Raw genomic sequence first — 21,627 nt, forward strand, 5'->3', positions numbered from 1 at the left:
GATGCGGCGAAGGTGCTCACGGTCATTGAAGGCTACCGAGCCCCGCCGACAGATCGCGCCTCGGTGGCAGTTCCGGTGTCACGATCCGCGCCGCGCCGGCCCGCGTCGGCGCGGCGCCGGCCCGCGTCCGCGCCGCGTCCGGGCCGCGCGAGGACCGGCGGCCGACGTCCCGGTAGGCGGCCCAGGAGGCCCGCATCCGACGCCCCTGGCCTGCGGTGAATCCCCACATGCAGGCGTCATAGGCGTAATTCATGAAGTTGTGCACCGGGTCGGCGCCCCACTGCGGACAGGTGTCCCTCTCCTGCGGGCAACCCGAAACGGGCCAGGCTTCGTACGGAGTGTCGGACACGCCGTCCCCCGGCGGCACGCACCCGTTCTCGAACGTATGCAGCAGCCCCAGCCAGTGACCGATCTCATGGACGGCCGTGTAACCGCGGTCGAAACGCTTGTTGGATCCGCCCGGCAGGCTCCGGTAGTCGATGACCACACCGTCCATGGACGGCTTGCCCTCGTACCACTGGGGGAACGTGGAGAAGCCCAGGACGTCCGTGCCCACCGCCGCGGTGTAGACGTTGAGCGTCCTGCGGCCGCCCTTGCGCAGGTGCCGCTTCATCGGCCCCTCGTACCGGCGCGGGTGCCGGAACCACTCGCGGTGGTCGGTGACGTCGTATCCGGCGAGACGGAACCCGACCCCCGTGTCGGCACCGCCCCTGCGGCCCGCGTACGCGGCGTTCAGCGTCGCCATCTGCCGCCGGACGGCCGCGGCGGAGAGCCTGCCCGTCCGTCCGCTGGCGACCACATGGAAGCGCACGGGGACGATCAGGCGGCCCCTGGAACGCAGGCCCGACTCGATCCGCGTCTCGTCGGCGGTGCCGAACCGGCCCTGGAGCGTGCGGCGCAGATCGGCGAGCAGCGCGTCCACCTCGCGCGGGTCGAGGTCCTCCCCGTCCCGGACGGCCGCCCCCGGGGCCAGGCGGGCGGCGGGCGGCGCGCAGGACCCGCGCTGCGCCGCGGCGGCGCTCCGCGCGGGCCCCTCACTCATCGAACTCGACGACGCACACAGCGTAACCGGCAGTGCGCATAGCGAAACCACGGCAGAACGCCGCATCTTCCCCCCGTAGGTCCTTCGCGGAAACGCGAAGATCCCGCGGCCCGCCGCCACCGGCGGCCACGGGATCATCCAGGCATGTCAGAGCACGTCGAGCACGTCAGCGCACGTCAGCGCATGTCAGAGGCGCTGCGCCCGCTCGGGACGCGGCGCCGGCCGCCGGCCGTCCGTCAGTCGTCGCCCTGCTTGCCCGGCTGCATGGATTCGTAGATCTCCTTGCACTCCGGGCAGACGGGGTACTTCTTCGGATCCCGGTTGGGCACCCAGACCTTGCCGCACAGCGCGATCACCGGCGTGCCGGACACCGCGCTCTCGGTGATCTTGGCCTTCTTCACGTAGTGCGCGAACCGCTCGTGGTCACCGTCACCGTGCGAGAGGTCGGGCCTGACATCACTCTGGGTGTCACTGTCGGGCAGGATCTTCGTACTCACGGGATACACCTTAGTTCAGCGTCGGGTCCTCGGGAAAAGTGGAGACGAACGCGAGGTCGCCGCCCTGCCGGCGCAGCACCGTCTGCCACAGCCGGTCCGGGTCGCCGGCGAAGACGTCGCCGGCCTCGGCGGGCACCAGGTACCAGGCGCCCTCCTCGATCTCGGAGCGGAGCTGACCGGACGACCATCCGGCGTACCCCGCGAACACCCGCAGCTGCAGCAGCCCGGGCGCCAGCAGCGCGGGCGGCGCGTCCAGGTCCACGAGCCCGACCCTGGACACCTCCACGCCGCCGTCGAGCGCGCGCCAGCCGAGCGGCTCGTCCTCGCCGGGCAGGCGGGCGAGCGCGAGCGCGTTGTCCAGCGCCACCGGCCCGCCCTGGAACACCACCGACGGACCCGTCACCAGCTCGGCCCAGGGAGGCAGCACCTGGTCGACCGGGACCTCGGTCGGCCGGTTGAGGACAACGCCCAGCGTGCCGCCCTCCCTGTCGTGCTCGACCACCAGGACGACGCTGCGCCTGAAGTTGGGATCTTCGAGCTGGGGGGTCGCGACCAGCAGAACCCCCACCCGGATGCCGTCTTCCATGGGCTCCATGATGCGTTGCGCGGACCCCCGGCGGCACGTCCCCCCACTCGTTAGCCTGTTACGCATTCCTATCGATGGGGATATCGGCACGAGAAGGACCTAGGTTAAGAATGATCTAGGATAATCGGCCACCCGCTTGGTCAGCCGCGAAGCGGGCCGGGGAGGAACGCGATGCAGTTGCCCAGGGTCGTCATCGCCGCCGTGTTCTTCGTCATCGCGGCACTGATCGCCGTTCCCGCGCTGATGAAGGCCACGTCGTCGGAGTCCAGGGCGTCCACGTCCGCGACCCCGACCCCCACGTCCCCGAGCCCGGCGCCCTCCGGCGCCTCGCCGACGCCGACGAAGGGCAAGCCGTCCCGCTCGCCCAAGCCGCCCGCGTCGACGCGTCCCCTCTCGGCCGACATCGGATCGGTGAGCTGTCCCGGACGTGAGGTGAAGGTCACCATCCGCAACACCGGGGGCCAGCGCGAGGACTACGGGATCGAGAAGAACGACGACACCGCCTCCGTCCCGGGTCAGATCGCCGCGCATTCGTCCAGGACGGTCACCGTCACCCTCCGGGAGGACCGCCGCACCCGCGTCACGGTCAACTGGGCGAACAAGCAGGTCGAGACGCGGACGCTCCGGGCCGACTGCAAGAAGTCGGGCGGCGGCGCCGCGCCGCCCGCCTCGCCGCCGCGCAAGCTCCCCCACACCGGACCCGACAACGACGTCCTGTGGGCCCGTGCCGCGACCGGCGGCGCCATCCTGCTCACCGGAATGATCATCTTCTGGTACGGCGGCATCTGGCCCCGCCGCCGCGAGCGCGTCTTCGCCAAGAAGACCGACTAGAAGACCGCGAGAGCGCCCGGCCGAAGAAGAAGGACCGGCTGAGCGGGAGGCCCGCCCGCCCCGGGGTCGCTACGCCTCGGTGCGCGGGCGGCCGCCCGCGGCCTCGCGGACGGCGCCCGCGACGCGGTTGCTCACGTCGGGGTGGAAGACGCTCGGGACGATGTAGTTCGGGCCCAGCTCGTCCGCGGTGACGACCTCGGCGAGGGCTTTGGCCGCCGCCGCGAGCATGTCCTGGGTGACGCCGTCGGCCTGCGCGTCCAGCAGCCCGCGGAAGACGCCCGGGAACGCCAGCACGTTGTTGATCTGGTTGGGGTAGTCGCTGCGGCCGGTGGCGACCACGGCGGCGTGCTCGCGCGCCTCGTCCGGGGAGACCTCGGGCTCGGGGTTGGCGAGCGCGAACACGATCGCGTCGTCGGTCATCGTCGCGATGTCGTCGCCGGTCAGGATGCCGGGAGCGGAGACGCCGATGAACACGTCGGCGTCCTTCACCGCGCCGCGCAGGTCGCCCGCGTAGCCGCCCTCGTTGGTGTGGCCGGCGATCCAGCGGAGCGAGTCGTCCAGGTCGTCGCGGCCCTTGTGGACGGCGCCGCGGTAGTCGCAGACGACGACGTTCCGGGCGCCCGCGTGCATCAGCAGCTTCAGGATCGCGGTGCCCGCCGCGCCCGCGCCCGCCATCGCGATCCGCACCGCGCCGATGTCCTTGCCGACGACGCGCAGCGCGTTCGTCAGCGCGGCGAGCACGCAGATGGCGGTGCCGTGCTGGTCGTCGTGGAAGACGGGGATGTCGAGCAGCTCGCGCAGCCGCGCCTCCACCTCGAAGCAGCGCGGGGCGGAGATGTCCTCCAGGTTGATGCCGCCGAAGGCGGGCGCGAGGATCTGGACGGTCCGGACGATCTCGTCGGTGTCCTGGGTGTCCAGGCAGATCGGCCACGCGTCGATCCCGGCGAACCGCTTGAACAGCGCGGCCTTGCCCTCCATGACCGGCAGGGCGGCCTCCGGGCCGATGTTGCCGAGGCCGAGCACCGCCGACCCGTCGGTCACCACCGCGACGCTATTGCGCTTGATCGTCAGGCGCCGGACGTCCTCGGGGTTGCGGGCGATGGCGAGCGAGACGCGGGCGACGCCGGGCGTGTAGGCCATCGACAGCTCGTCGCGGGTCCGCAGCGGCACCTTGGACTGCATCTCGATCTTGCCGCCGAGGTGCATGAGGAAGGTGCGGTCGCTGACCTTGTGGATCTTGATGGCGGACATCTTCTCCAGCGCGCCCGCGATGTCCTCGGCGTGCTGGGTGTCACGTGTGGCGATCGTCACGTCGATGCGCAGCGTCTCGTGGCCCGCGGTGTTGACGTCGAGGGCCGTGACGATCCCGCCCGCGCTCTCGACCACATGGGTGATCTGGCTGACGGCCTTGCCGCCGGCCGGGACCTCCAGCCGGACGGTGATGGAATACGACACGCTGGGCACGCTCGCCACGACACTTGCTCCCTCTGCTACCGGGTACGTCCCTGTCCCGGCCGTATCGTCCCATGGCGGGACGCGCGTCCGGGGGCCGCGGCCCGGCCTCCCCGGCGGCTCAGCACGCCCTCGCCGCGGTGACGACGAGGTCGGCGGCGGCGGGTGCGGGCAGCCTCGTCGTGTCGATCACGAGGTGATAGAGCCGCGGATCGGCGGGGTCGGCCCCGTAGAAGTGCTTCACGTAGGCCGTGCGGGCGCGGTCGTTGTCATCGAGCATACGCTCCACATCGCGTCCCGGTGTCCCGCTCCTGTCACCCGGCCCCGGCGTCTCGGCCGCGGCGAGGGCCAGCCGCCGCTCCCGGGGACCGTCCAGCCGGACGTGGAGCACGTCCGCGCGGTCGGCCAGCACCACCGCGGCCGCCCGTCCGAGCAGCACGCCCCCCTCGCCGTCGGCGGTCCGGGTGATGAGCTGCTCGGTACGCGCGACGAACTCCTCCGGCGGCACGACCGCCCGGTCGGGCAAGTAGACCTCCATCCCGCCCAGCGCGACGTTCGGCAGCCGCGCGGCCCCGGCCAGGATGCGGCCGATGCCGCGCTCGGCCCGGCCGTCGTGGGCCAGCGCCTCCTCCAGCGTGCAGCCGATCTCCCCGGCGACGGTCTCGGGGATGGCGCGGTCGACGAACGGCAGCCCCAGCCGCTCGGCGACGGCGGGCCCCACGGTGCCGCCGCCCGCCCCGAAAGTGGCCGAGATGGTGACAACTCGAACGTTCACGTTCATTTCATGCCCGTTCCTGTCCCGGGACAACGCCGGACCGCACGGATCCGGCGGTGGACGCCCCTCGGCCGCTCAGAACAGGGCGGCCTGGAGGGAACGCCGGGCCTTGGCGATCCGCGGGTCCTCCGGGGGCAGGAGGTCGAACAGCGCCAGCAGGTGCTTGCGCGCGGCGTCGCGGTCGTCGCCCGCGCTGCCCCGGACGGAGGCCAGCAGGCGCGCGAACGCCTCGTCGATCCGTCCCGACACCATCTCGACGTCCGACGCGTTGATCTGCGCCTGGACGTCGCCCGGCTTCTCGGCGGCCTCGCGGAGCGCGCGCTCGGCGTCCAGTGACCGCACTCGCAGGCTCAGTTCGGCCAGCCCGAGCCCCTGCTTGGCGTGCCCGTCGCGCGGGTTCGAGGAGAGGATCCGCTGGAACGCCTCCTTCGCGCCCTCCAGGTCGCCGCTTTGCAGGGCCTCTTCGGCCGCCCCGTACACGGGGTCGGCACCCTGCTGGCGGGGTTCCTCGCCGACGGGGGCGGGCTGCTGCTCCGCCTCGGCGCCCTCGGGGAGGATCCCCTCCTTGCGCAGCGCGTCGAAGAGCTGGTCGATGGCCTCGCGCACCTGCGGCTCGGGCGCGGCGCCGTTCAGGAACGGCAGCAGCTGCCCGCCCACGACGACGGCGACGAACGGGATGCCCCGCACGCCCATCTGCTGCATGTACGCGCCGAGCTGCGGGTTGGCGTCGATGTCGACCTTGGCCAGGACCCACTTGCCGGCCGCCTCGGCGGCGAGCTTCTCCAGGATGGGGCCGAGCTGCTTGCACGGCCCGCACCACTCGGCCCAGAAATCCACGAGGACGGGAACGGTCTGCGACCTTTCGACGACCTCGGTGTTGAACGTCTCGTCGGTGACGTCCATGACGTACTGCGCGCCGGCGGCGCCGGACGGCGCACCGCCCTGGGCCTGGCGCTCCTGCTGCTTCCTGGTGGCGGCTTGGCGGGCCCCCAGGTCAATGGCCCCGTGCAACGAAAAGTCCCGAGAAGGCATGGGTCCATCCTGCCCCATGACCGCCCCCGCCTGTACGTCCGTCCGCTGCGAGCGGAGCGCGCCGCCCCGCATGGCGCCCGAGTCGTCCCACTCCCTTCATATCTGCATTAATTGTCCGGCTTTTTCGAATTCCCACGCCGGGCGCCGATGGCAAAGAATCCAGGTGGGCCACCGTAAAGGCGAAAAGATTGATGACAGCGATCACCAAGCCCGGTTATAGTCACGTCGTCGATGCATCGCGGCACGGCAAAACGAGCCCGGGGCCGGGCCATCCGGCACCGTGTGGCAGGGGGAAGCCCGCCGGTGGCCGCGACCGCACGACGAGCAACGGGGGGAAAGAAGTGATCGCGGAGCATTCCGCGATCGTGGCCCGAGGAATGGGTGTCCGCCGCAGGGGGCGGTGGCTCCTGCGCCCGGTGACCTTCGGCGTGGCCGAAGGCGTGGTCGGCCTGGCCGGTCCACCTGGTGTCGGTAAATCCACTCTGCTGGCCACGTTCGCGACCTTGCGCCGGCCGAATGCCGGCGCGCTGCACATTCTCGGGCACGACATCACGAACAACGCCGATCTGCGGGCCGCCCGTGCCCTCATCGGCTACCTGCCGGGCGGGCTGTCCCGCGCGGAGAACATGACCGCGGGCGAGTTCGTCGCCTACGCGGCCTACTACAAGCGCGCCGGCGCGTCCGCGGCGCGCGACATGGTGCGGCGGCTGGACCTCGCCGATGCCGCCGGCACGGAGCTCTGCCTGCTGCCGCCCGACGTCCGGCTCCGCGCCGGGATCGCGGCCGCCTGCGTCCACCGTCCTGCCATCGCCCTGCTGGACGACCCGTCCGGGTGGCTCCAGGCCGCCGCCGGGCCCTGGCCCGGGGGCGGGGGCGACCCGGGCGCGTCCATCACGGCCATGGCGGAGCTGGCTCCGCTGCTCCGCTCCCTCGCGCCCACGGTCGTCGTCACCGCGGACGCCGCCGCGACGCTGACCGGCTGGTGCGACCGCCTCCTCACCCTCACCCGCGGCAAGCTGGCCGAGCTCCCCGCCCGCCCGGCCGCCGTCGGCCGGGGCCGCCTTCCGGCCGGACGCCGCTTGCCCGCCCACCGTGCCGACGCCTCCGCGCCCTGGTCCCCCGCCGCCGTGCAGGGGCCCGCGGTCGCGCCCGGGCTCGTGGGCACGTCCCGACCTGACAGCGGACCCGAACCGGAGGGCGGACCCGGGGAAGGCCCCTCGCGAGGGCGGCGCCGCCCGGCGCGGCTGGTGTTCCCGCAGATGGCGCGGCTGCGGGGGGTGCGGGAGCCCGCGCGGAGCGGCGCCGGTGTCTGAGCTGGGGCGGATCCTCCGGCTGGACGCCCGCCGCGCGGCCCTGCTCGCCGCGGTGCCGGCGCTCACCGGCGTGGGGGTCGCGGCGGCGGTGCCCTCGCTGGTCGCCTCCGTCGCGTACTGGGACAACTCCGTCGTCACGCTGCTGAACGCGGTCCGGCTCCTCGGGCCCGCGGCCGCCGGGCTGGCGGCGTGGACGGCCGTCCGGGAGCGTCCCCTGGACTACCTGCGCGACCTCACCACCCGCTCCCCCGCGACCGGGGTGCTGTTCGACCTGTTCCTGCTGTCGGCGGCGGCACTGGCCTCTTACGTCGCGGTGACGACGGTGGTGGTCGTCGTGACGCTGCTCCAGCAGGACGCGGGCCACCCGCACCCGCTGGGAATGCTCGTGGGAGCCGGAACGCTCGTCCTGCACATCGTGGCGGGCTACCTGTCCGGACGGGCCGTCCCGCACCGGACCACGACGGCCGTGGTCCTCGTGGTCACCTTCCTGTGGGCGGCCCTGCGCGTCCCAGGGGTGTCATGGCTGAGCCTGCTCCCCCCGGCCGCGTTCCACCAGCTCCACCTGTTCACGACACTGCGGCCGGCGGTCCTGGTCGAACAGGCCGTCTGGACGGCCGGGGCGACGGGCGCGCTGATCCTGGGTTACGTCCTGTGGGTCACGCGGCGGCTCGTCCTCGTCCTGCCGCTCGCCCTGTCATTGGGCGCGGTCGCCGCCGCGACGCTGCGCCTGCACGAGTCCGCGGACGGGGCGGTGGCGCCCGCGTCCGCGCGGCCGGTGTGCCGCGAGTGGCCGCTCACCGTGTGCGTCCATCCGGCGCTGCGGAGCGCGCTGCCGGCACTGATGGCCGCCGCGACGCCGCTCGCCGCAAGGCTGGCCGGGACGCCCGGCGCGTTCAGCCGCGTGGTGCAGCGACCGTCGTGGGCGCCCGCGACGGTCGCGGACGGCGTCGCCACCGTCCACCTGGACGAGACCCTCGCGCGTGGGTACGAGCTACGCGCCGTCAGGGAGATCCGTGACGGCCTGATGGACGCCGGAGCGTGCGCCGCACCCCGCCGTCCCGGCTCGGACGGCTACAGGGCTCTCGTGGACGCGTGGCTCGTCGGCGAGGAGGTCCCCGCCATCACCGACGCGCGTGTGGCGCGCCAGTTCGCGTCCTGGGGCGAGAAGCGGCGCCGCGACTGGCTGCGGAAGCATTTCGCGTACTACCGGGCCTGCGCGCTCGGGCCGCAGGACTTCCGCAACACGTGGAGGACGCTTCCGGTCCTTCTCCCCAAGCGCGCGCGGCCTGCAGCCAGAGGGGTCCACGAACGCCGGAGGAATCAGGCGCGCGCGGTGGCCTCGCCCGCGGGGGCGGGCTTGGCCCAGAAGTGCTCTACGAAGAACGGCGCGACGGGCAGGACTCCGGCGGCCAGGGCGAGCACGGTGCGCTTGATGTCCCAGCGGAGCTGCTCCCGGACGAGGAAGACCATCCCGGTGTAGGCGATGAACAGCACTCCGTGGAGGGGACCCATGATCTGCACCGCCACCGGTGCGTCCGCCATGTACTTCAGCGGCATGGCGATCAGCAGCAGCACCAGGAACGAGACCGCCTCGCCGATGGAGACGACCCGGAACGCACGAACGATGTCCACGCCCCCTCAACGCGCGTGGGACGCATGAGGTTTCAGTTGCGTCCTATGGCCCTGCTCACAGCAGGACGGCGGGATGAGGACGACGGGATGAGGTAGGACGGCGCCCGTCCGGGAATGTCCCGTACATGGCTCGCTCGGATTCGAGTAAGGACGCCCCTCACAAACCCGTGCCCGAGAGGACGGCGCCCCCGCGGCGCCGCCCCCTGCCCTGGCGCGGGCTCCGCGCGCCGTTGCTGCTGATCGCGGCGACCGTCGCGCTGGTGCTCGTGGCCCAGCTCGCCCTCGGCAAGCTCCCCCACTGGATGAACCCGTTCGGTGAGGAGACCAAGGACCGCAGCGGCCCCGCGCTGCTCCAGTCGATCCGCGACCTGCACCGCTACGAGGCGGCCACCGGCAACTTCCAGGTCATCGTGGACCTGGAGAAGGACGCCAAGTTCCTGCCGGACGCCGTGCGCGGCAAGCGGACGCTCTTCGTGGGCAAGGGCTCCGTGGACGCCTACGTGGACTTCTCCCGGCTGGACTCCGGCGCCATCAAGGTCGACCCGAAGCGGACATCCGCGACGATCACCCTCCCCGGCGCGCAGCTGGAGCCGACGAACCTCGACCAGAAGGGCAGCTACGTCTTCTCCACCGAACGGGGCCTGTTCAACCGCTTCGGCGACTTCTTCAGCGGCAACCCCAACGACCAGCAGCAGCTCTACGTCCTGGCGGGCCAGAAGATCCAAGCCGCCGCGACCGAGAGCGACCTGCGCCGCCGGGCCGACGCCAACACCAGGCTCATGCTGGAGAACATGCTCAAGGCGCTGGGGTTCACGACGGTGACCGTCCGCCAGTCCGCGGCCCAGTGAGCGGGGGCACGGGGTAGGGGACGCCGGGGTGAGGGGGCGTGCGGGCCCGTCCGTCCGCCGCTCAGGCGCCGGACGGTGCGGGCACGCGGATCACCAGCGCGTCGCCCTGGCCGCCGCCGCCGCACAGGCCGGCCGCGCCGACGCCGCCGCCCCGGCGCCGCAGCTCGTAGGCCAGGTGCAGGACGATCCGGGCACCCGACATGCCGACCGGGTGGCCGAGGGCGATGGCGCCGCCGTTGACGTTGACCTTCTCGGGATCGGCGCCGAGGTCGCGCACCGACTGGACGCCGACCGCCGCGAACGCCTCGTTGATCTCGATGAGGTCCAGGTCGTCCACGCCGAGGCCCTCCTTGCCGAGGGCGTGCGCGATCGCGTTGGACGGCTGGGACTGGAGCGAGTTGTCCGGTCCTGCGACGTTGCCGTGCGCCCCGATCTCGGCGAGCCAGGGCAGCCCGAGCTCCTGCGCCTTCACCTTGGACATCACCACGACCGCGGCGGCGCCGTCGGAGATCTGCGACGACGAGCCCGCGGTGATCGTCCCCTCCTTGCCGAAGGCGGGGCGGAGCCGGGCGAGCGACTCGGCGGTGGTGTCGCCGCGCACGCCCTCGTCCGTCGCGAACACGACCGGCTCGCCGCGGCGCTGCGGGATCTCGACCGGCGCGATCTCCTCGTCGAACACGCCGTTCTTGATGGCCGCGGCCGCGCGCTGCTGGGACCGCGCGGCGAACTCGTCCTGCTCCTCGCGGGAGATGCCGAGCCTGGCGTTGTGGTGCTCGGTCGACTCGCCCATGGAGACGCCGTCGAACGCGTCGGTGAGCGCGTCCAGCGCCATGTGGTCGAGGACCTCCACCGAGCCGTACTTGTAGCCGCCGCGCGACTTGGGCAGCAGGTGCGGCGCCTGTGTCATCGACTCCATGCCGCCCGCCACGACGATCTCGAACTCGCCCGCCCTGATCAGCTGGTCGGCCAGGGCGATCGCGTTCAGCCCGGACAGGCACACCTTGTTGACCGTGACCGACGGGACGCTCATGGGGATGCCGGCCTTGACCGCCGCCTGCCGGGACGGGATCTGCCCGGCGCCCGCCTGGAGCACCTGCCCGAGGATCACGTACTGCACCTGGTCGCCCGACACGCCCGCCCGCTCCAGCGCCGCTTTGATCGCGTGCGCGCCGAGGTCGGCGGCGGAGAAGTCCTTCAGCGAGCCGAGCAGACGGCCGACGGGGGTGCGGGCTCCGGCGACGATCACGGACGTGGTGGTCATTCGAGGGCCTCCCGGGGTGGCGCTGCGGCGACGTTTGCCACCATACCCAGCACGACCGCACGCGCTTCCGTTCGCCCCTGTCTGAGTACTTCTGAGGGAGAAACGCCCATGCTGACGCGCATCGACCACATCGGCATCGCCTGCCACGACCTGGAGGCGACCGTCGCGTTCTACAAGCGGACCTACGGCTTCGACGAGCCGCACTACGAGGTGAACGAGGAGCAGGGCGTCCGCGAGGCCATGCTCAAGATCAACGACACGGGCGACGGCGCCGCGAGCTACCTGCAGCTGATCGAGCCGATCCGGGAGGACTCCGCGGTCGCCAAGTGGCTCGCCAAGAACGGCGAAGGCGTCCACCACATCGCGTTCGGCACCGACGGGGACGTCGCGGACGAGGCCGCGGGCATCGCCGGGAAGGGCGTGCGCGTGCTGTACGAGGCGCCCCGGAACGGCTCCATGGGCTCCTTGATCAACTTCCTGCACCCGAAGGACTGCCACGGCGTGCTGACGGAGATCGTCCAGAAGCCCTGACGCCGTCCGGACGCGGCTTCCGGTACCACATGATCTTCCGGGGACGGCGGCACACGGACGCGACCGGATCGTGACGTGTTCGATATCACCGGAGCCACTGACCGGACACGGACCGCAGCTCTGTGACCGTTCAGACACATTTGGTGCATTTGTGGTGCCCGTACCTGGGCACCTGAGAACGACGCGAGTCAGGTTACAAAACAGACAAAACACGCAGCGCGTCAAGATGAGCCCCCAACACGGCAGTGTCGGGAGTACGCTTCATTCGCCGGAAGAGGTCTGGGGCCCTGCGCCCGTCATGCCAGGCGATCAACCGGTCCCCGGAACCACCCGTAGCCCCGTCACATCAGGATTGAGCCACATGCAGTCCGACATCGACGCCCAGCTCAGCAACTTCTTTGAAGACACGCCCCCGCGCGAGTTCGACGTGGTGCTTCGCGGCTACGACCGGCACCAGGTCGACGAGCACATCAAACAGCTCGACAACGAGGTGCGGCAGACCCGCGAGCAGACCCAGGCCCTGCAGCGGGAGCTGTCGGACGCCCATCGTCAGCTGCAGGAGCAGGAACGTCCCACCTACTCCGGCCTCGGCGCCCGCATCGAGCAGCTGCTGAGACTCGCCGAGGAACAGGCCACCGAGCTCGTCCAGGCGGCGCGCTCCGAGGCGAACGAGATCAAGGCCGCGGCCAAGGTCGACGCCGCCGAGCAGCGCGCCACCGCCGAGAACGAGGCCGCCGAGCTGCGCGCGACCGCGCAGCGCGAGGGCGACGACATGCGGGGCGCGGCCGAACGCGAGGCCGAGGAGGTGCGCACCTCCGCCCGCCGCGAGGCCGATGAGCTGACCTCCACGACCGAGCGCGAGGTCGCCAAGCTGCGCGCGACCGCCGACCACGAGGTCGCCGAGAAGCGCGCCGCGGCCGAGCGCGAGATCGCCAAGCTGCGGACCACCACCGAGCGGGAGGTCGCGCAGCTGCGCGCGTCCACCAAGCGGGAGCGGGACGAGATCCTCACCACCGCCAAGCGGCAGGCGGACGAGATGCGGGCCCAGGCCCAGCGCATCCTGGAGGAGAGCGAGGCGCAGCGGGCCCAGGCCGAGGCCGAGTTCGAGATCCAGCTGGCCGCCCGCCGCGAGGAGGCCGACCGGCAGGACGCCGAGCGCCACTCCGCCGCCCAGGCCGCCACCCAGAAGCTCGTCGCCGAGGCCGAGCAGCGGGCGGCGTCCGCCGAGCAGCGGGCCGCCAAGGCCACCCAGCAGGCCGAGCAGACGCGGCGCGAGGCCGACTCGCACGCCAAGCAGCTCATGGCCAACGCGCGCAAGAACTCCGACAACGTCATCGCCGAGGCCAAGTCGCAGGCCGAGCAGCTGCTCGCCGAGACCAAGGCCGAGGCCGACCGCGTCCGCACCGCCGCGCAGCGTCAGGTCGACGAGCTGACCCGGCAGCGCGACAGCATCACGAGCCACCTCAACCAGCTGCGCCAGCTCATCGGCGGCGTCGCCCCGGCGATGGGCGGCGACCCCGAGCTGGGCGCGGCGCCGGAGAAGGCGGCCATCCCGGCCGCCGAGCCGAAGCCGGCACCGCCCCAGCAGGCCCAGCAGAAGCAGCCCGCCGCGGCCAAGGCCGGGGCGCCCGGCAAGGGGGCCCAGGGCAAGAAGTCCGACGAGGACGACGAGGACTGGTGGCAGGAGTGACGGCCCGTCGGGCGCCCACCGGCGCCTGACCCCGCCCGACGCATCACCGGAAAGCCTAGAGGCACCGACTGCCTCTAGGCTTTCCGTCATCTCATCCCCATGACGCGGCCTCGGTCCAGGCCGGCGTCCGGAGGATGGCAGCACGGAAGAGGAGAAGCCGCGTGCCCGACGACACCCCACCTGAGGACCGCCTCGCGGCTCCGTCCGGCGACGGCCCGGCCGCCGCCGGCGGCGCGGTCCCCTCCCCTTCCCCGCCCGCCGACGACCCGCAGGCCGACGCCGCACGCAAGGGCGGCACGGCGCGAGACGACGACGCGACGCGGGACGACAAGGGCCACGCCGAGGACGACGACGCCGCGCGGGACGACGAGCAGGCCGCGCGGGGCGACGAGGAGGAGACCAGGTCCAGCGGGGCGCTCGACCCGGAGAAGGCGGACCAGCCGTTCGGGGAGCGCGACCCGGCGACCGGCGGACCGGTCGAGCGCCCGGTGCCCGCGACCGTCACCGAGCCGGTGGCGCCGGAGCCGGGCGCGCCGGACCCGGCGCACGACATCGAGCAGCGCAAGCGCGAGGCGGGCGTCGACCACCGGTTCCCGTTCGGGCGGCCCGGCGAGCCGATCGGCCGCGCGCACCCGTTCATCTTCGGTTTCACCGGCGCGCTCGGCGTGATCACCGCCTGGATGCTGGTGAAGGCCGCCACGAACGCCAAGTCCGTGCTCGTGATGATCGTGGTGGCGATGTTCCTCGCGGTCGGCCTGAACCCGGCGGTGGAGCGGCTGCGCAGGTTCGGGCTCCCGCGCGGGCTGGCCGTCGGCTCGGTGTTCATGGGCGTGCTGCTGTTCTTCGCGGGCTTCGTGGCCTCGCTGGTGCAGCCGGTGTCCGAGCAGGTCACGGAACTGCGGAAGAACATCCCCGACTACGTCACGCAGTTGCAGAACAACGAGCGCCTCGCCGAATGGGACAAACGCTACGGGCTGCTGGACCGGGCCCAGAAGGCGGTCAACAGCAAGGGCTTCCAGGACAGCCTCACCGACACCGCCACCGGCATCGGGAAGGTCGCCATCAACGGCGTCTTCCAGACGGTGACGATCCTGATCCTCACGCTGTACTTCCTGGGGTCGCTACCCCAGATCAAGGCGTTCTTCTACCAGCTCGCCCCGCGTTCCCGGAGGGCGCGGGTGGCGCTGCTCGGCGACGAGATCCTGGACCGGATCGGCGGGTACGTCGCGGGGCAGTTCACGATCGCGTTCATCGCGGGCATCACCTCCTACGTCTTCCTGACGATCATGGGGGTGAAGTACGCGCTCGCGCTGGCGCTGATCGTCGCGGTGACCGACCTGATACCGCTGGTCGGCGCGACGATCGGCGCGGTGGTGGTCTGCCTGGTCGCCTTCCTGACCGGGACGGTCACCGACGGCATCATCTGCGTGGCCTTCTACGTGATCTACCAGCAGGTCGAGAACTACGTCGTCTACCCGCGCGTCATGAAGCGCACCGTCGACGTCCAGCCCGCCGTGACGATCGTGGCCGCCCTCATCGGCGCGGCGCTGCTCGGCGTGGTCGGCGCGCTGCTGGCGATCCCGACCGCGGCGGCGATCTCGCTGCTGATCCGCGAGGTCGTCATGCCGCGTCAGGAGACGCTCTAGCCCGGCGTCAGGGGGACGTGCGGGCGAGCGCGGCGGCGAACTCGGCCACGGCCTGGTTGAACAGGTCGGGCTGCTCGACGGCGCACAGGTGCCCGGCGCGCGGGACGACCAGCACCTCGGCGTCGGGCAGGGCACCGGCCAGGGCGCGGGCCTCGTCCTCGGTGGTGGAGGAGTCCTCGCCGCCGACCACCACCAGCGCGGGCACCCGGAGGTCGCGCAGCGTCCCGGCCACCTCCGCGCGGCCCGCCATGGCGCGCAGCGCCCACGCGGCGGCCTGCGGCGGGGTGGCCTGCACGAGCCCCCGGACCCGCCCGTAGATGAGGGCCCGCTGCCGGAGCGTGGTCGGCCCGACGAGGTCCGGCAGGATCTCCTCCATCAGGACCTGGACGGTCCCGTCGCGTTCCAGGCGCTCGGCCTGCCGCAGCCGCCGCTCCCGCTCGGCGGCGCCGTCGGCGCCGGCGCGGGTGCCGGCGAGCACGGTGCCTAAGACGAGGTCGGGGTGGCGCCGGCACAGCGCCATGGCGACGTGGCCGCCCAGGGACAGGCCGCCGACGACGGCCCGCGGGACGCCCCGGTGCTTGAACAGCAGGGCCACGTCGTCGGCCATCGCGTCGATCGAGGGCTCCCCGGCGCCGAGCACCGAGCCGCCGAAGCCGCGCAGGTCGGGGGTGATCACCCGGAACCGTCCCGCGAGCCCCTCCCGCTGCGCGAGCCACATCGCCGACGACAGCGGGAAGGCGTGCAGCAGCACGAGCGGTGTGCCGGAGCCGACGTCCCTTGCGTAGAGCTGCACGGTCATTGCGTCCTCACGTCGACGTCACCGCTGGCCGCCGCCCATCCGGCGATGACGCAATCGTCGCCCCGAACGGGGCCCGGTGAACGCGTGTGGCCGTGATCGGTCGCGTCCGCTCAGCCTCGCGTCCGCTCAGCCGTCCCGGCCGTCCCATGAGGTGGGCAGCGGGAAGGCGTCCGGCGCCACCCGCCGGACGATCTCGTTGAGCACGATGCGGACGTAGGGCTCGCCGACCCACAGGTGCTTGGCGTTGTCCACGGCGATGACCTCCGCCTGCGGGACGCGCTTGAACCGCTCGCGGGCCTCCGCGGGACGCAGGTAGTCGTCGAGCCCGGGCACGAGCGCCACCACCGGCCGCCCGTCGGCGCCCCACGCGTCGAGGTCGGCGTCGGTGGCGCGGTGCAGCGGCGGGGACAGCAGGATCGCGCCCTCGACCAGCGGGTCGCGTCCCCACTTGAGGGCCAGCTCGGTCCCGAACGACCAGCCGAGCAGCCACGGGCGCGGCAGGTCGTGGTACTCGGTGTACTCCAGCGCGGCGGCCACGTCGTACCGCTCGGTCTCGCCCTCGCCGAACTCGCCCTCGCTGGTGCCGCGGGCGGAGGTGGTCCCCCGGGTGTTGAAGCGGAGGACGGCCACGCCGGCGAGCGCGGGCAGCCGGTAGGACGCCTTGCGCAGGACGTGGCTGTCCATCATGCCCTCGGCCGTGGGCAGCGGGTGCAGGCAGACCAGTGTCGCCACCGGCGGCCGCTCCGGGGGCAGCGCCAGCTCGCCCACCAGCTCCAGCCCGTCGGAGGTGTGCAGCGTGATCTCCTCGCGCCGCGCCGGCAGCACGGTCGCCGCCCTGATGTCCCCCATCGCTCTCCCTCTCGTGATCGTCCGGTGCCGGGCCCTCGTGCCGCGAGGGCGGATCAGTACCGCGGGGCGTCCCGGGAGCGGCGCACGCGCGGGGCGCGGCGGCCGCGGGCCCGCCAGCACGGCCGGTGCCAGTGCCGCCGGTCGCCGGCATCGCGCGCGCCGGCCGGCCACGCCACGACATGGGCGACACCGGGCGGTATCTCCTGATCGCAGCCGGGGCACCGGTACGCCTTGACCGCGTTCGCCCCGGCCACCATCCGGACGACCCACTCGCCGTCCGGCCCCTCCTCGGTCTCCTCGGCCAGGCCGCCACCGCCGCCTCGCGGACGGGGGTCCGGCAGTGCGCGGCGGTTCTTGCGGGGGCTCATGCGTCCAGGATATTGGGCCGTCCCGAAAGGCCGCCTCCTGGACGGCGGGCGGTCGAGCGGGCGGCGTGCGGCGTGCGGCGGTCAGCGGAGCGGGCGGCCCGCCGTCGCGTGCTCGACCAGGAGCGGGGCGGGCGCGAAGGACGCGTCCCTGGTCTCGGCGTAGAGGGCCCGCAGGACGGCGACCGCCCGGCCGGGGCCGAGCCGGTCGAGGTCGGCGATCGGGCCGGACGGGTAGCCGCAGCCGAGCGTCATCGCCGCGTCGATCGCGTCGGCGCCGGCGTACCCGGCGCCGAGCATGGCGGCGGCGTCGTTCAGGTACGGGAAGCGCAGGGCGTCCACGATGAACCCGGCGCGGTCGCGGCAGCGCACGACGGTCAGCCCGAGCCGCCCGGCGAGGTCCGCGGCCCTGTCCGCCACGCCGGGCGCGGTCACGACGGTCGCGGCGATCTCGGCGAGCGTCCCGTCCGCCTCGGGCAGGTGCAGGCCGACGACGTCGCCGGGCCGCCCGGTGGCCACGGCCTGCTCGACCACGGGGACGCCGGTGGACGTGGCGGCCAGCACCGCGCCGTCCTTCACCGACTCCGCCGCCGCGGCCAGCAGCGCCCGCCCGGCCTCCGCGTCCTGCGCGCACTCGATCACGAGGTCGCAGTCGCCGAGGTCGGCGGCGGCGGTCCTGACCCGGCCGCCCGCGCGGTCGCAGAGGGCGGCCACCGCGTCGGCGAGCGGCCCGGTGCCGAGCACGCCCACGGTCGGCGCGGACGCCCCGGTGCCCGGCCCGGCCGCCTCGTCCTGGACGGCCCGTCCGTCATGGACGTGGAAGCCGTGACCGCTCTTGCGCCCCAGCAGCCCGGCGGTGACCCGCTCACGCAGCGCGGGCGAGGGGGCGTGGCGCGGATCGCGCGTCTCGGCGTGGACGGCCTCCAGGATCCCCAGGCAGGTGTCGAGCCCGATCAGGTCCATGAGGGCGAAGGGGCCCATGGGCAGTCCCGCCCCGGCCGTCATGGCGGTGTCGATGTCGTCGCGGGTGGCGTGCCCGGAGTCCAGCATGGCCGCGGCCTGGTTCAGGTAGCCGAAGAGCAGGCGGTTCGCCACGAACCCGGCGCGGTCGCCGATCGTCACGGGCGTCTTGCCGAGCGCTTCGGCGAGCGCCGCGACGCGCTCGACGGCCTCGGGCTCGGTCAGCACCGTCCGGATGACCTCGACGAGCCTCATCACCGGCGCGGGGTTGAAGAAGTGGACCCCGACGATCTTGGTGGGGCGCCCGGTGGTGACCGCGATGTCCGTGACCGACAGGGAGGAGGTGTTGGTCGCGAGGACGGCGTCGGGCCGGCACACCTTGTCCAGCTCTGCGAACACGCGCCGCTTCAGGTCGAGCCGCTCCGGGACGGCCTCGATGACCAGGTCGCAGTCGCCGAGTTCCGCGAAACCCACCGACAGCGCGACCCGGTCGAGGATCTCCCGCCGTCCCTCCTCGGTCAGCCGCCCGCGCTTGACCGCGCGCCCGGTCGAGCGCTCCAGGTGCCCGCGCCCCCGTTCCAGCGCGTCCCCGTCCACCTCGACCCCGACGACCGGGAGGCCGCCGCGTGCCAGCACCTCCGCGATGCCCGCGCCCATCGTCCCCAGCCCGACGACCCCGACCCTGCCGAACGAAGCACCAGTCATGAACGGCAGTCTCGCAGAATGCTCGGCCATCCCGGATGTCGGGTACGACCGGAAAGTGCGCTTTGGAATCTTCCTTCTCACCGCCCGCTTCCCCCACCAGGACGACGCCGCCGCGCTCGCCCGCACGGTCGAGGCCGCCGTCGCGGCGGAGCGGTCCGGGTTCGACGACGTCTGGCTGGCCGAGCACCACTTCATGACCTACGGCGTCGTCCCGTCCGCGACCGTCCTCGCCGGGCACGTCCTGGCGCTGACCCGCCGCGTCCACGTCGGGACGGCCGTCAGCGTCCTGTCCAATCAGCACCCGGTGGCGCTCGCCGAGCAGGCGGCGCTGCTGTCGCTGCTGTCCGGCGGACGCTTCCGCCTCGGCGTCGGCCGCGGCGGTCCCTGGCGCGACCTGGAAGTCTTCGGCACCGGCCTGTCCCGCTACGACGGCGGCTTCGCCGAGTCCCTCGACCTCCTCCTGGAGTGGCTGCGCTCGGACCGCGTGGCGTGGGAGGGCGAGCAGTTCCAGTTCCGCGAGGTCCCGGTCGTCCCGCGGGCGCCCGTCCCCCCGCCGGTCGCCGTCGCCTGCACGTCACCCGCCACCGAGGCGCTCGCGGCCGAGCGCGGCCTGCCGATGCTGCTCGGCATGCACATCGGCGCCGAGGAGAAGGCGGCCGCGGTCGCCCGCCACGGCCGTCCCGGGACGCCGCACATCTCCACCCACCTCGCCCAGGTGGCCGACACGCGAGAGGAGGCGGTCACGACCCTGCTGGACGAGATGCCCCGCTGGCTCGGACCGGGCCTGGAGGGCTACGTACCCGTGGACGACCGTCCGCGCCCACCCCGCGACGCCCTCGCCTACACCCGCCAGATGTGCGACCTGCATCCGGTCGGCTCACCGGACGACTGCGTCGAATCCCTGGTCACCACCGTCGAACGCACCGGGATCCGCCACCTCATCCTCCTGGTCGAGGCCGCCGGATCCCATGACGCGACCCTGGAGAACATCACCCGCCTGGGCGCCGAGGTCCTCCCCAAGGTCAGGGCGGCCCTGACCACGTCCACCCCCCAGGAGGACCCCGTCTGAGACATGGCCGCGCGGGCTAACGGGCCTGCACCGTCCCCGAGCGCGAGGTGCACCGGGTGTGCGCGGCGCTGCGGGGACGGACGGGGCCGCGGGGCCGCCGCCGCACCCGCGACGCCGCGAGCTGGGCCTGCTCCTCCCAGAACTCCCGGGCCCGCCGCGCGAAACTTGCGTTCCGCGCCGCCTGGGCCTCCGCGCGCAGATCACGGGCCCGCTCCCGCATGATCCCCCGCATGATGTCGCTGTGGAACACTGCTCTCCTCCGTCTGAGGGCCGCCGGACCCGGCCCGTACAGGAGAGCCTCGCCCTAAGGCACCCCCTCCCACATGGGGACGACGCCCTAGATTGACCGCCTTAGCCGTCCCCGCCCAGCTCAGGAGGGACGAACGGGCGGGTGTCCGCGCTTGGGACACGGCGGGCCGGCGGCGTCACTAAGGTGGGGCAGCGTGCGTCTCGTTATCGCCCGCTGCAGCGTCGACTACGCCGGCAAGCTGACCGCCCACCTGCCGATGGCCCCCAGGCTGATCCTGATCAAGGCCGACGGAAGCGTGAGCGTCCACGCCGACGACCGCGCCTACAAGCCCCTCAACTGGATGAACCCACCGTGCTCCCTGCGCGAGGAGCCCTTCGAGGAGAACGGCGCCGTCGCCCGCTGGACGGTCACCCACGGCAAGTCGGGCGAACGCCTCATCCTCACCATCGAGGAGATCCTTCACGACACCAGCCACGAGCTGGGCCTGGACCCCGGCCTCCGGAAGGACGGCGTGGAGGCCCACCTCCAGGAGCTGCTCGCCGAGCACATCACCACCCTCGGGGACGGCTGGTCACTGGTCCGCCGCGAATACCCGACCGCCATCGGCCCCGTCGACATCCTGTGCCGCGACGCCGACAGCGGCACGGTCGCGGTCGAGATCAAACGACGCGGCGAGATCGACGGCGTCGAGCAGCTCACCCGGTACCTGGAACTGCTGAACCGCGACCCGCACCTCGCGCCCGTCCGCGGGATCTTCGCGGCACAGGAGATCAGGCCGCAGGCGCGGGTCCTCGCCGTCGACCGCGGCATCCACTGCGTCACCCTCGACTACGACGCCCTCCGCGGCATCGAGCACGAGGGCACGCTTTTTTAGCAATCCCGGCCCAAGGGGCTCGCCTGGCGGCTCGCCCCTTGACCGTGCTTGTGCGAGCGCGACATCGCTTCGCGATCATCCCGCGTGAGGCTCGCCTTCGGCTTTGCCTCACGCGGGCTGGTAGCGCGCTCGCGTGGTGGCTTAGGCGCGCGCGGAAGCGGCACGTGAGGTGGGGGGCGTCCGGCATTATGGCGGCATGACCCTACACGCCGGCGGTACGTTCGACATCGACGACTGGGAAGCCGAGAAGCCCTACGACGAGCAGGGCGGCAACAAGCTGACCCTGGCGCACGTCCGGAAGACCTTTCACGGTGACCTCGTGGGGACCAGCACCACCGAACTGATCACCGTGGAGTCGCAGGCGGGACCGGTCGCCTATGTCGCGGTCGAGCACGTCCAGGGGATCCTGCACGGGCGCGAGGGGACGTTCGTGCTCCAGCACAGCGCGGGCAGCGAGGACGGGACGGCCGACACGCAGTGGCTGCGCTGGCTGATCGTCCCCACGACCGGGACCGGCGAGCTGGCCGGGATCCGGGGCGTCGGGCAGATCACCGTCGCCGAGGACGGCGGTCATTCCTGGTCGCTGGAGTACACGCTGGAGTAGGCGCCGGGAGGGCCCC

General features: G+C 72.8%; 23 protein-coding genes. 9 read left to right on the forward strand and 14 right to left on the reverse strand.

Annotated elements, in window-relative coordinates; all coding sequences use genetic code 11:
• Positions 1-22 precede the first annotated feature (22 nt).
• The 4 genes from AGRA3207_RS13165 to AGRA3207_RS13180 all read right to left on the reverse strand — a co-directional run bounded on the left by AGRA3207_RS13165 (position 23) and on the right by AGRA3207_RS13180 (position 2,571).
• Positions 23-1,042: a zinc metalloprotease gene (locus AGRA3207_RS13165; protein WP_231334906.1), complete on the reverse strand. Its 1,020-nt coding sequence runs from the start codon at positions 1,040-1,042 to the stop codon at positions 23-25.
• A 236-nt stretch (positions 1,043-1,278) separates the two neighbouring features.
• On the reverse strand, positions 1,279-1,539 hold the full coding sequence (locus AGRA3207_RS13170; RefSeq protein WP_231334907.1) for a DUF3039 domain-containing protein: 261 nt from the start codon (positions 1,537-1,539) through the stop codon (positions 1,279-1,281).
• A gap of 10 nt (positions 1,540-1,549) precedes the next feature.
• On the reverse strand, positions 1,550-2,125 hold the full coding sequence (locus tag AGRA3207_RS13175) for a YqgE/AlgH family protein (protein ID WP_231334908.1): 576 nt from the start codon (positions 2,123-2,125) through the stop codon (positions 1,550-1,552).
• Positions 2,126-2,265: 140 nt separating this feature from the next.
• The gene (locus tag AGRA3207_RS13180) at positions 2,266-2,571 is read right to left on the reverse strand and encodes a hypothetical protein (RefSeq protein WP_231334909.1); all 306 of its coding nucleotides are present in this window, start codon (positions 2,569-2,571) and stop codon (positions 2,266-2,268) included.
• Between AGRA3207_RS13180 and AGRA3207_RS13185 the strand changes: the two genes are divergently transcribed.
• A complete protein-coding gene (locus AGRA3207_RS13185) occupies positions 2,558-2,956 on the forward strand; it encodes a hypothetical protein (RefSeq protein WP_231334910.1) in 399 nt (132 codons plus the stop codon). The genes AGRA3207_RS13180 and AGRA3207_RS13185 overlap by 14 nt on opposite strands.
• 69 nt (positions 2,957-3,025) lie before the next feature.
• Here the strand turns inward: AGRA3207_RS13185 and AGRA3207_RS13190 are convergent, their stop codons facing one another.
• The 3 genes from AGRA3207_RS13190 to AGRA3207_RS13200 form a co-directional block, all read right to left on the reverse strand.
• The gene (locus tag AGRA3207_RS13190; RefSeq protein ID WP_231334911.1) at positions 3,026-4,429 is read right to left on the reverse strand and encodes an NAD-dependent malic enzyme; all 1,404 of its coding nucleotides are present in this window, start codon (positions 4,427-4,429) and stop codon (positions 3,026-3,028) included.
• A 100-nt stretch (positions 4,430-4,529) separates the two neighbouring features.
• Complete coding sequence (locus AGRA3207_RS13195) at positions 4,530-5,183, reverse strand: cytidylate kinase-like family protein (RefSeq protein WP_231334912.1); 654 nt, start codon at positions 5,181-5,183, stop codon at positions 4,530-4,532.
• Positions 5,184-5,258: 75 nt separating this feature from the next.
• Positions 5,259-6,194: a tetratricopeptide repeat protein gene (locus AGRA3207_RS13200; protein ID WP_231334913.1), complete on the reverse strand. Its 936-nt coding sequence runs from the start codon at positions 6,192-6,194 to the stop codon at positions 5,259-5,261.
• A 437-nt stretch (positions 6,195-6,631) separates the two neighbouring features.
• Here AGRA3207_RS13200 and AGRA3207_RS13205 point away from each other — a divergent pair, with 437 nt between their 5' ends.
• Positions 6,632-7,528 carry an ATP-binding cassette domain-containing protein gene (locus AGRA3207_RS13205; RefSeq protein ID WP_231334914.1) on the forward strand — a complete coding sequence of 299 codons (897 nt, stop codon included), beginning with the start codon at positions 6,632-6,634 and terminating at the stop codon, positions 7,526-7,528.
• A gap of 1,320 nt (positions 7,529-8,848) precedes the next feature.
• On the opposite strand, the gene AGRA3207_RS13210 is transcribed toward AGRA3207_RS13205, so the two are convergent.
• Complete coding sequence (locus tag AGRA3207_RS13210; RefSeq protein ID WP_231334915.1) at positions 8,849-9,160, reverse strand: DUF3817 domain-containing protein; 312 nt, start codon at positions 9,158-9,160, stop codon at positions 8,849-8,851.
• 167 nt (positions 9,161-9,327) lie between these two features.
• Here AGRA3207_RS13210 and AGRA3207_RS13215 point away from each other — a divergent pair, with 167 nt between their 5' ends.
• The gene (locus AGRA3207_RS13215; protein ID WP_231334916.1) at positions 9,328-10,008 is read left to right on the forward strand and encodes a DUF4230 domain-containing protein; all 681 of its coding nucleotides are present in this window, start codon (positions 9,328-9,330) and stop codon (positions 10,006-10,008) included.
• 61 nt (positions 10,009-10,069) lie between these two features.
• Here AGRA3207_RS13215 and AGRA3207_RS13220 read toward each other — a convergent pair whose 3' ends face one another.
• Positions 10,070-11,269, reverse strand: a complete 1,200-nt coding sequence (locus AGRA3207_RS13220) for an acetyl-CoA C-acetyltransferase (protein ID WP_231334917.1) — start codon at positions 11,267-11,269, stop codon at positions 10,070-10,072.
• 108 nt (positions 11,270-11,377) lie between these two features.
• Between AGRA3207_RS13220 and mce the strand changes: the two genes are divergently transcribed.
• The 3 genes from mce to AGRA3207_RS13235 all read left to right on the forward strand — a co-directional run bounded on the left by mce (position 11,378) and on the right by AGRA3207_RS13235 (position 15,136).
• Positions 11,378-11,800: a methylmalonyl-CoA epimerase gene (gene mce / locus AGRA3207_RS13225; RefSeq protein ID WP_231334918.1), complete on the forward strand. Its 423-nt coding sequence runs from the start codon at positions 11,378-11,380 to the stop codon at positions 11,798-11,800.
• Between the two features lie 361 nt (positions 11,801-12,161).
• Positions 12,162-13,490: a DivIVA domain-containing protein gene (locus tag AGRA3207_RS13230; protein WP_231334919.1), complete on the forward strand. Its 1,329-nt coding sequence runs from the start codon at positions 12,162-12,164 to the stop codon at positions 13,488-13,490.
• 161 nt (positions 13,491-13,651) lie between these two features.
• Positions 13,652-15,136 carry an AI-2E family transporter gene (locus tag AGRA3207_RS13235; RefSeq protein WP_231334920.1) on the forward strand — a complete coding sequence of 495 codons (1,485 nt, stop codon included), beginning with the start codon at positions 13,652-13,654 and terminating at the stop codon, positions 15,134-15,136.
• Between the two features lie 7 nt (positions 15,137-15,143).
• Here the strand turns inward: AGRA3207_RS13235 and AGRA3207_RS13240 are convergent, their stop codons facing one another.
• The 4 genes from AGRA3207_RS13240 to AGRA3207_RS13255 all read right to left on the reverse strand — a co-directional run bounded on the left by AGRA3207_RS13240 (position 15,144) and on the right by AGRA3207_RS13255 (position 18,814).
• Positions 15,144-15,935 carry an alpha/beta fold hydrolase gene (locus tag AGRA3207_RS13240; protein WP_231334921.1) on the reverse strand — a complete coding sequence of 264 codons (792 nt, stop codon included), beginning with the start codon at positions 15,933-15,935 and terminating at the stop codon, positions 15,144-15,146.
• A 126-nt stretch (positions 15,936-16,061) separates the two neighbouring features.
• The gene (locus AGRA3207_RS13245) at positions 16,062-16,784 is read right to left on the reverse strand and encodes an alpha/beta hydrolase (protein ID WP_231334922.1); all 723 of its coding nucleotides are present in this window, start codon (positions 16,782-16,784) and stop codon (positions 16,062-16,064) included.
• Between the two features lie 53 nt (positions 16,785-16,837).
• On the reverse strand, positions 16,838-17,152 hold the full coding sequence (locus AGRA3207_RS13250; RefSeq protein ID WP_231334923.1) for an ATP/GTP-binding protein: 315 nt from the start codon (positions 17,150-17,152) through the stop codon (positions 16,838-16,840).
• 81 nt (positions 17,153-17,233) lie between these two features.
• The gene (locus tag AGRA3207_RS13255; protein ID WP_231334924.1) at positions 17,234-18,814 is read right to left on the reverse strand and encodes a 3-hydroxyacyl-CoA dehydrogenase family protein; all 1,581 of its coding nucleotides are present in this window, start codon (positions 18,812-18,814) and stop codon (positions 17,234-17,236) included.
• A gap of 55 nt (positions 18,815-18,869) precedes the next feature.
• Between AGRA3207_RS13255 and AGRA3207_RS13260 the strand changes: the two genes are divergently transcribed.
• Complete coding sequence (locus AGRA3207_RS13260; protein WP_231334925.1) at positions 18,870-19,883, forward strand: LLM class flavin-dependent oxidoreductase; 1,014 nt, start codon at positions 18,870-18,872, stop codon at positions 19,881-19,883.
• Positions 19,884-19,899: 16 nt separating this feature from the next.
• Here AGRA3207_RS13260 and AGRA3207_RS13265 read toward each other — a convergent pair whose 3' ends face one another.
• The gene (locus tag AGRA3207_RS13265) at positions 19,900-20,133 is read right to left on the reverse strand and encodes a hypothetical protein (protein ID WP_231334926.1); all 234 of its coding nucleotides are present in this window, start codon (positions 20,131-20,133) and stop codon (positions 19,900-19,902) included.
• 193 nt (positions 20,134-20,326) lie between these two features.
• Here AGRA3207_RS13265 and nucS point away from each other — a divergent pair, with 193 nt between their 5' ends.
• Positions 20,327-21,007, forward strand: coding sequence for an endonuclease NucS (nucS, locus tag AGRA3207_RS13270; protein ID WP_231334927.1), 681 nt, complete (start codon positions 20,327-20,329; stop codon positions 21,005-21,007).
• 196 nt (positions 21,008-21,203) lie between these two features.
• Entirely contained in the window at positions 21,204-21,611 is a 408-nt protein-coding gene (locus tag AGRA3207_RS13275) for a DUF3224 domain-containing protein (protein WP_231334928.1), read from the forward strand.
• Positions 21,612-21,627 lie beyond the last annotated feature (16 nt).

The organism is Actinomadura graeca, from assembly GCF_019175365.1.
GTDB lineage: Bacteria > Actinomycetota > Actinomycetes > Streptosporangiales > Streptosporangiaceae > Spirillospora > Spirillospora graeca.

Bases quoted from the DNA above. Each gene is read 5' to 3' on its own strand.
- AGRA3207_RS13165 (WP_231334906.1), bottom strand. From the start codon at position 1,042: ATGAGTGAGGGGCCCGCGCGGAGCGCCGCCGCGGCGCAGCGCGGGTCC.
- AGRA3207_RS13175 (WP_231334908.1), bottom strand. From the start codon at position 2,125: ATGGAAGACGGCATCCGGGTGGGGGTTCTGCTGGTCGCGACCCCCCAG.
- AGRA3207_RS13180 (WP_231334909.1), bottom strand. From the start codon at position 2,571: ATGGTGACCTTCACCTCACGTCCGGGACAGCTCACCGATCCGATGTCG.
- AGRA3207_RS13220 (WP_231334917.1), bottom strand. From the start codon at position 11,269: ATGACCACCACGTCCGTGATCGTCGCCGGAGCCCGCACCCCCGTCGGC.
- mce (WP_231334918.1), top strand. From the start codon at position 11,378: ATGCTGACGCGCATCGACCACATCGGCATCGCCTGCCACGACCTGGAG.
- AGRA3207_RS13230 (WP_231334919.1), top strand. From the start codon at position 12,162: ATGCAGTCCGACATCGACGCCCAGCTCAGCAACTTCTTTGAAGACACG.
- AGRA3207_RS13240 (WP_231334921.1), bottom strand. From the start codon at position 15,935: ATGACCGTGCAGCTCTACGCAAGGGACGTCGGCTCCGGCACACCGCTC.
- AGRA3207_RS13245 (WP_231334922.1), bottom strand. From the start codon at position 16,784: ATGGGGGACATCAGGGCGGCGACCGTGCTGCCGGCGCGGCGCGAGGAG.
- AGRA3207_RS13250 (WP_231334923.1), bottom strand. From the start codon at position 17,152: ATGAGCCCCCGCAAGAACCGCCGCGCACTGCCGGACCCCCGTCCGCGA.
- AGRA3207_RS13255 (WP_231334924.1), bottom strand. From the start codon at position 18,814: ATGACTGGTGCTTCGTTCGGCAGGGTCGGGGTCGTCGGGCTGGGGACG.
- AGRA3207_RS13275 (WP_231334928.1), top strand. From the start codon at position 21,204: ATGACCCTACACGCCGGCGGTACGTTCGACATCGACGACTGGGAAGCC.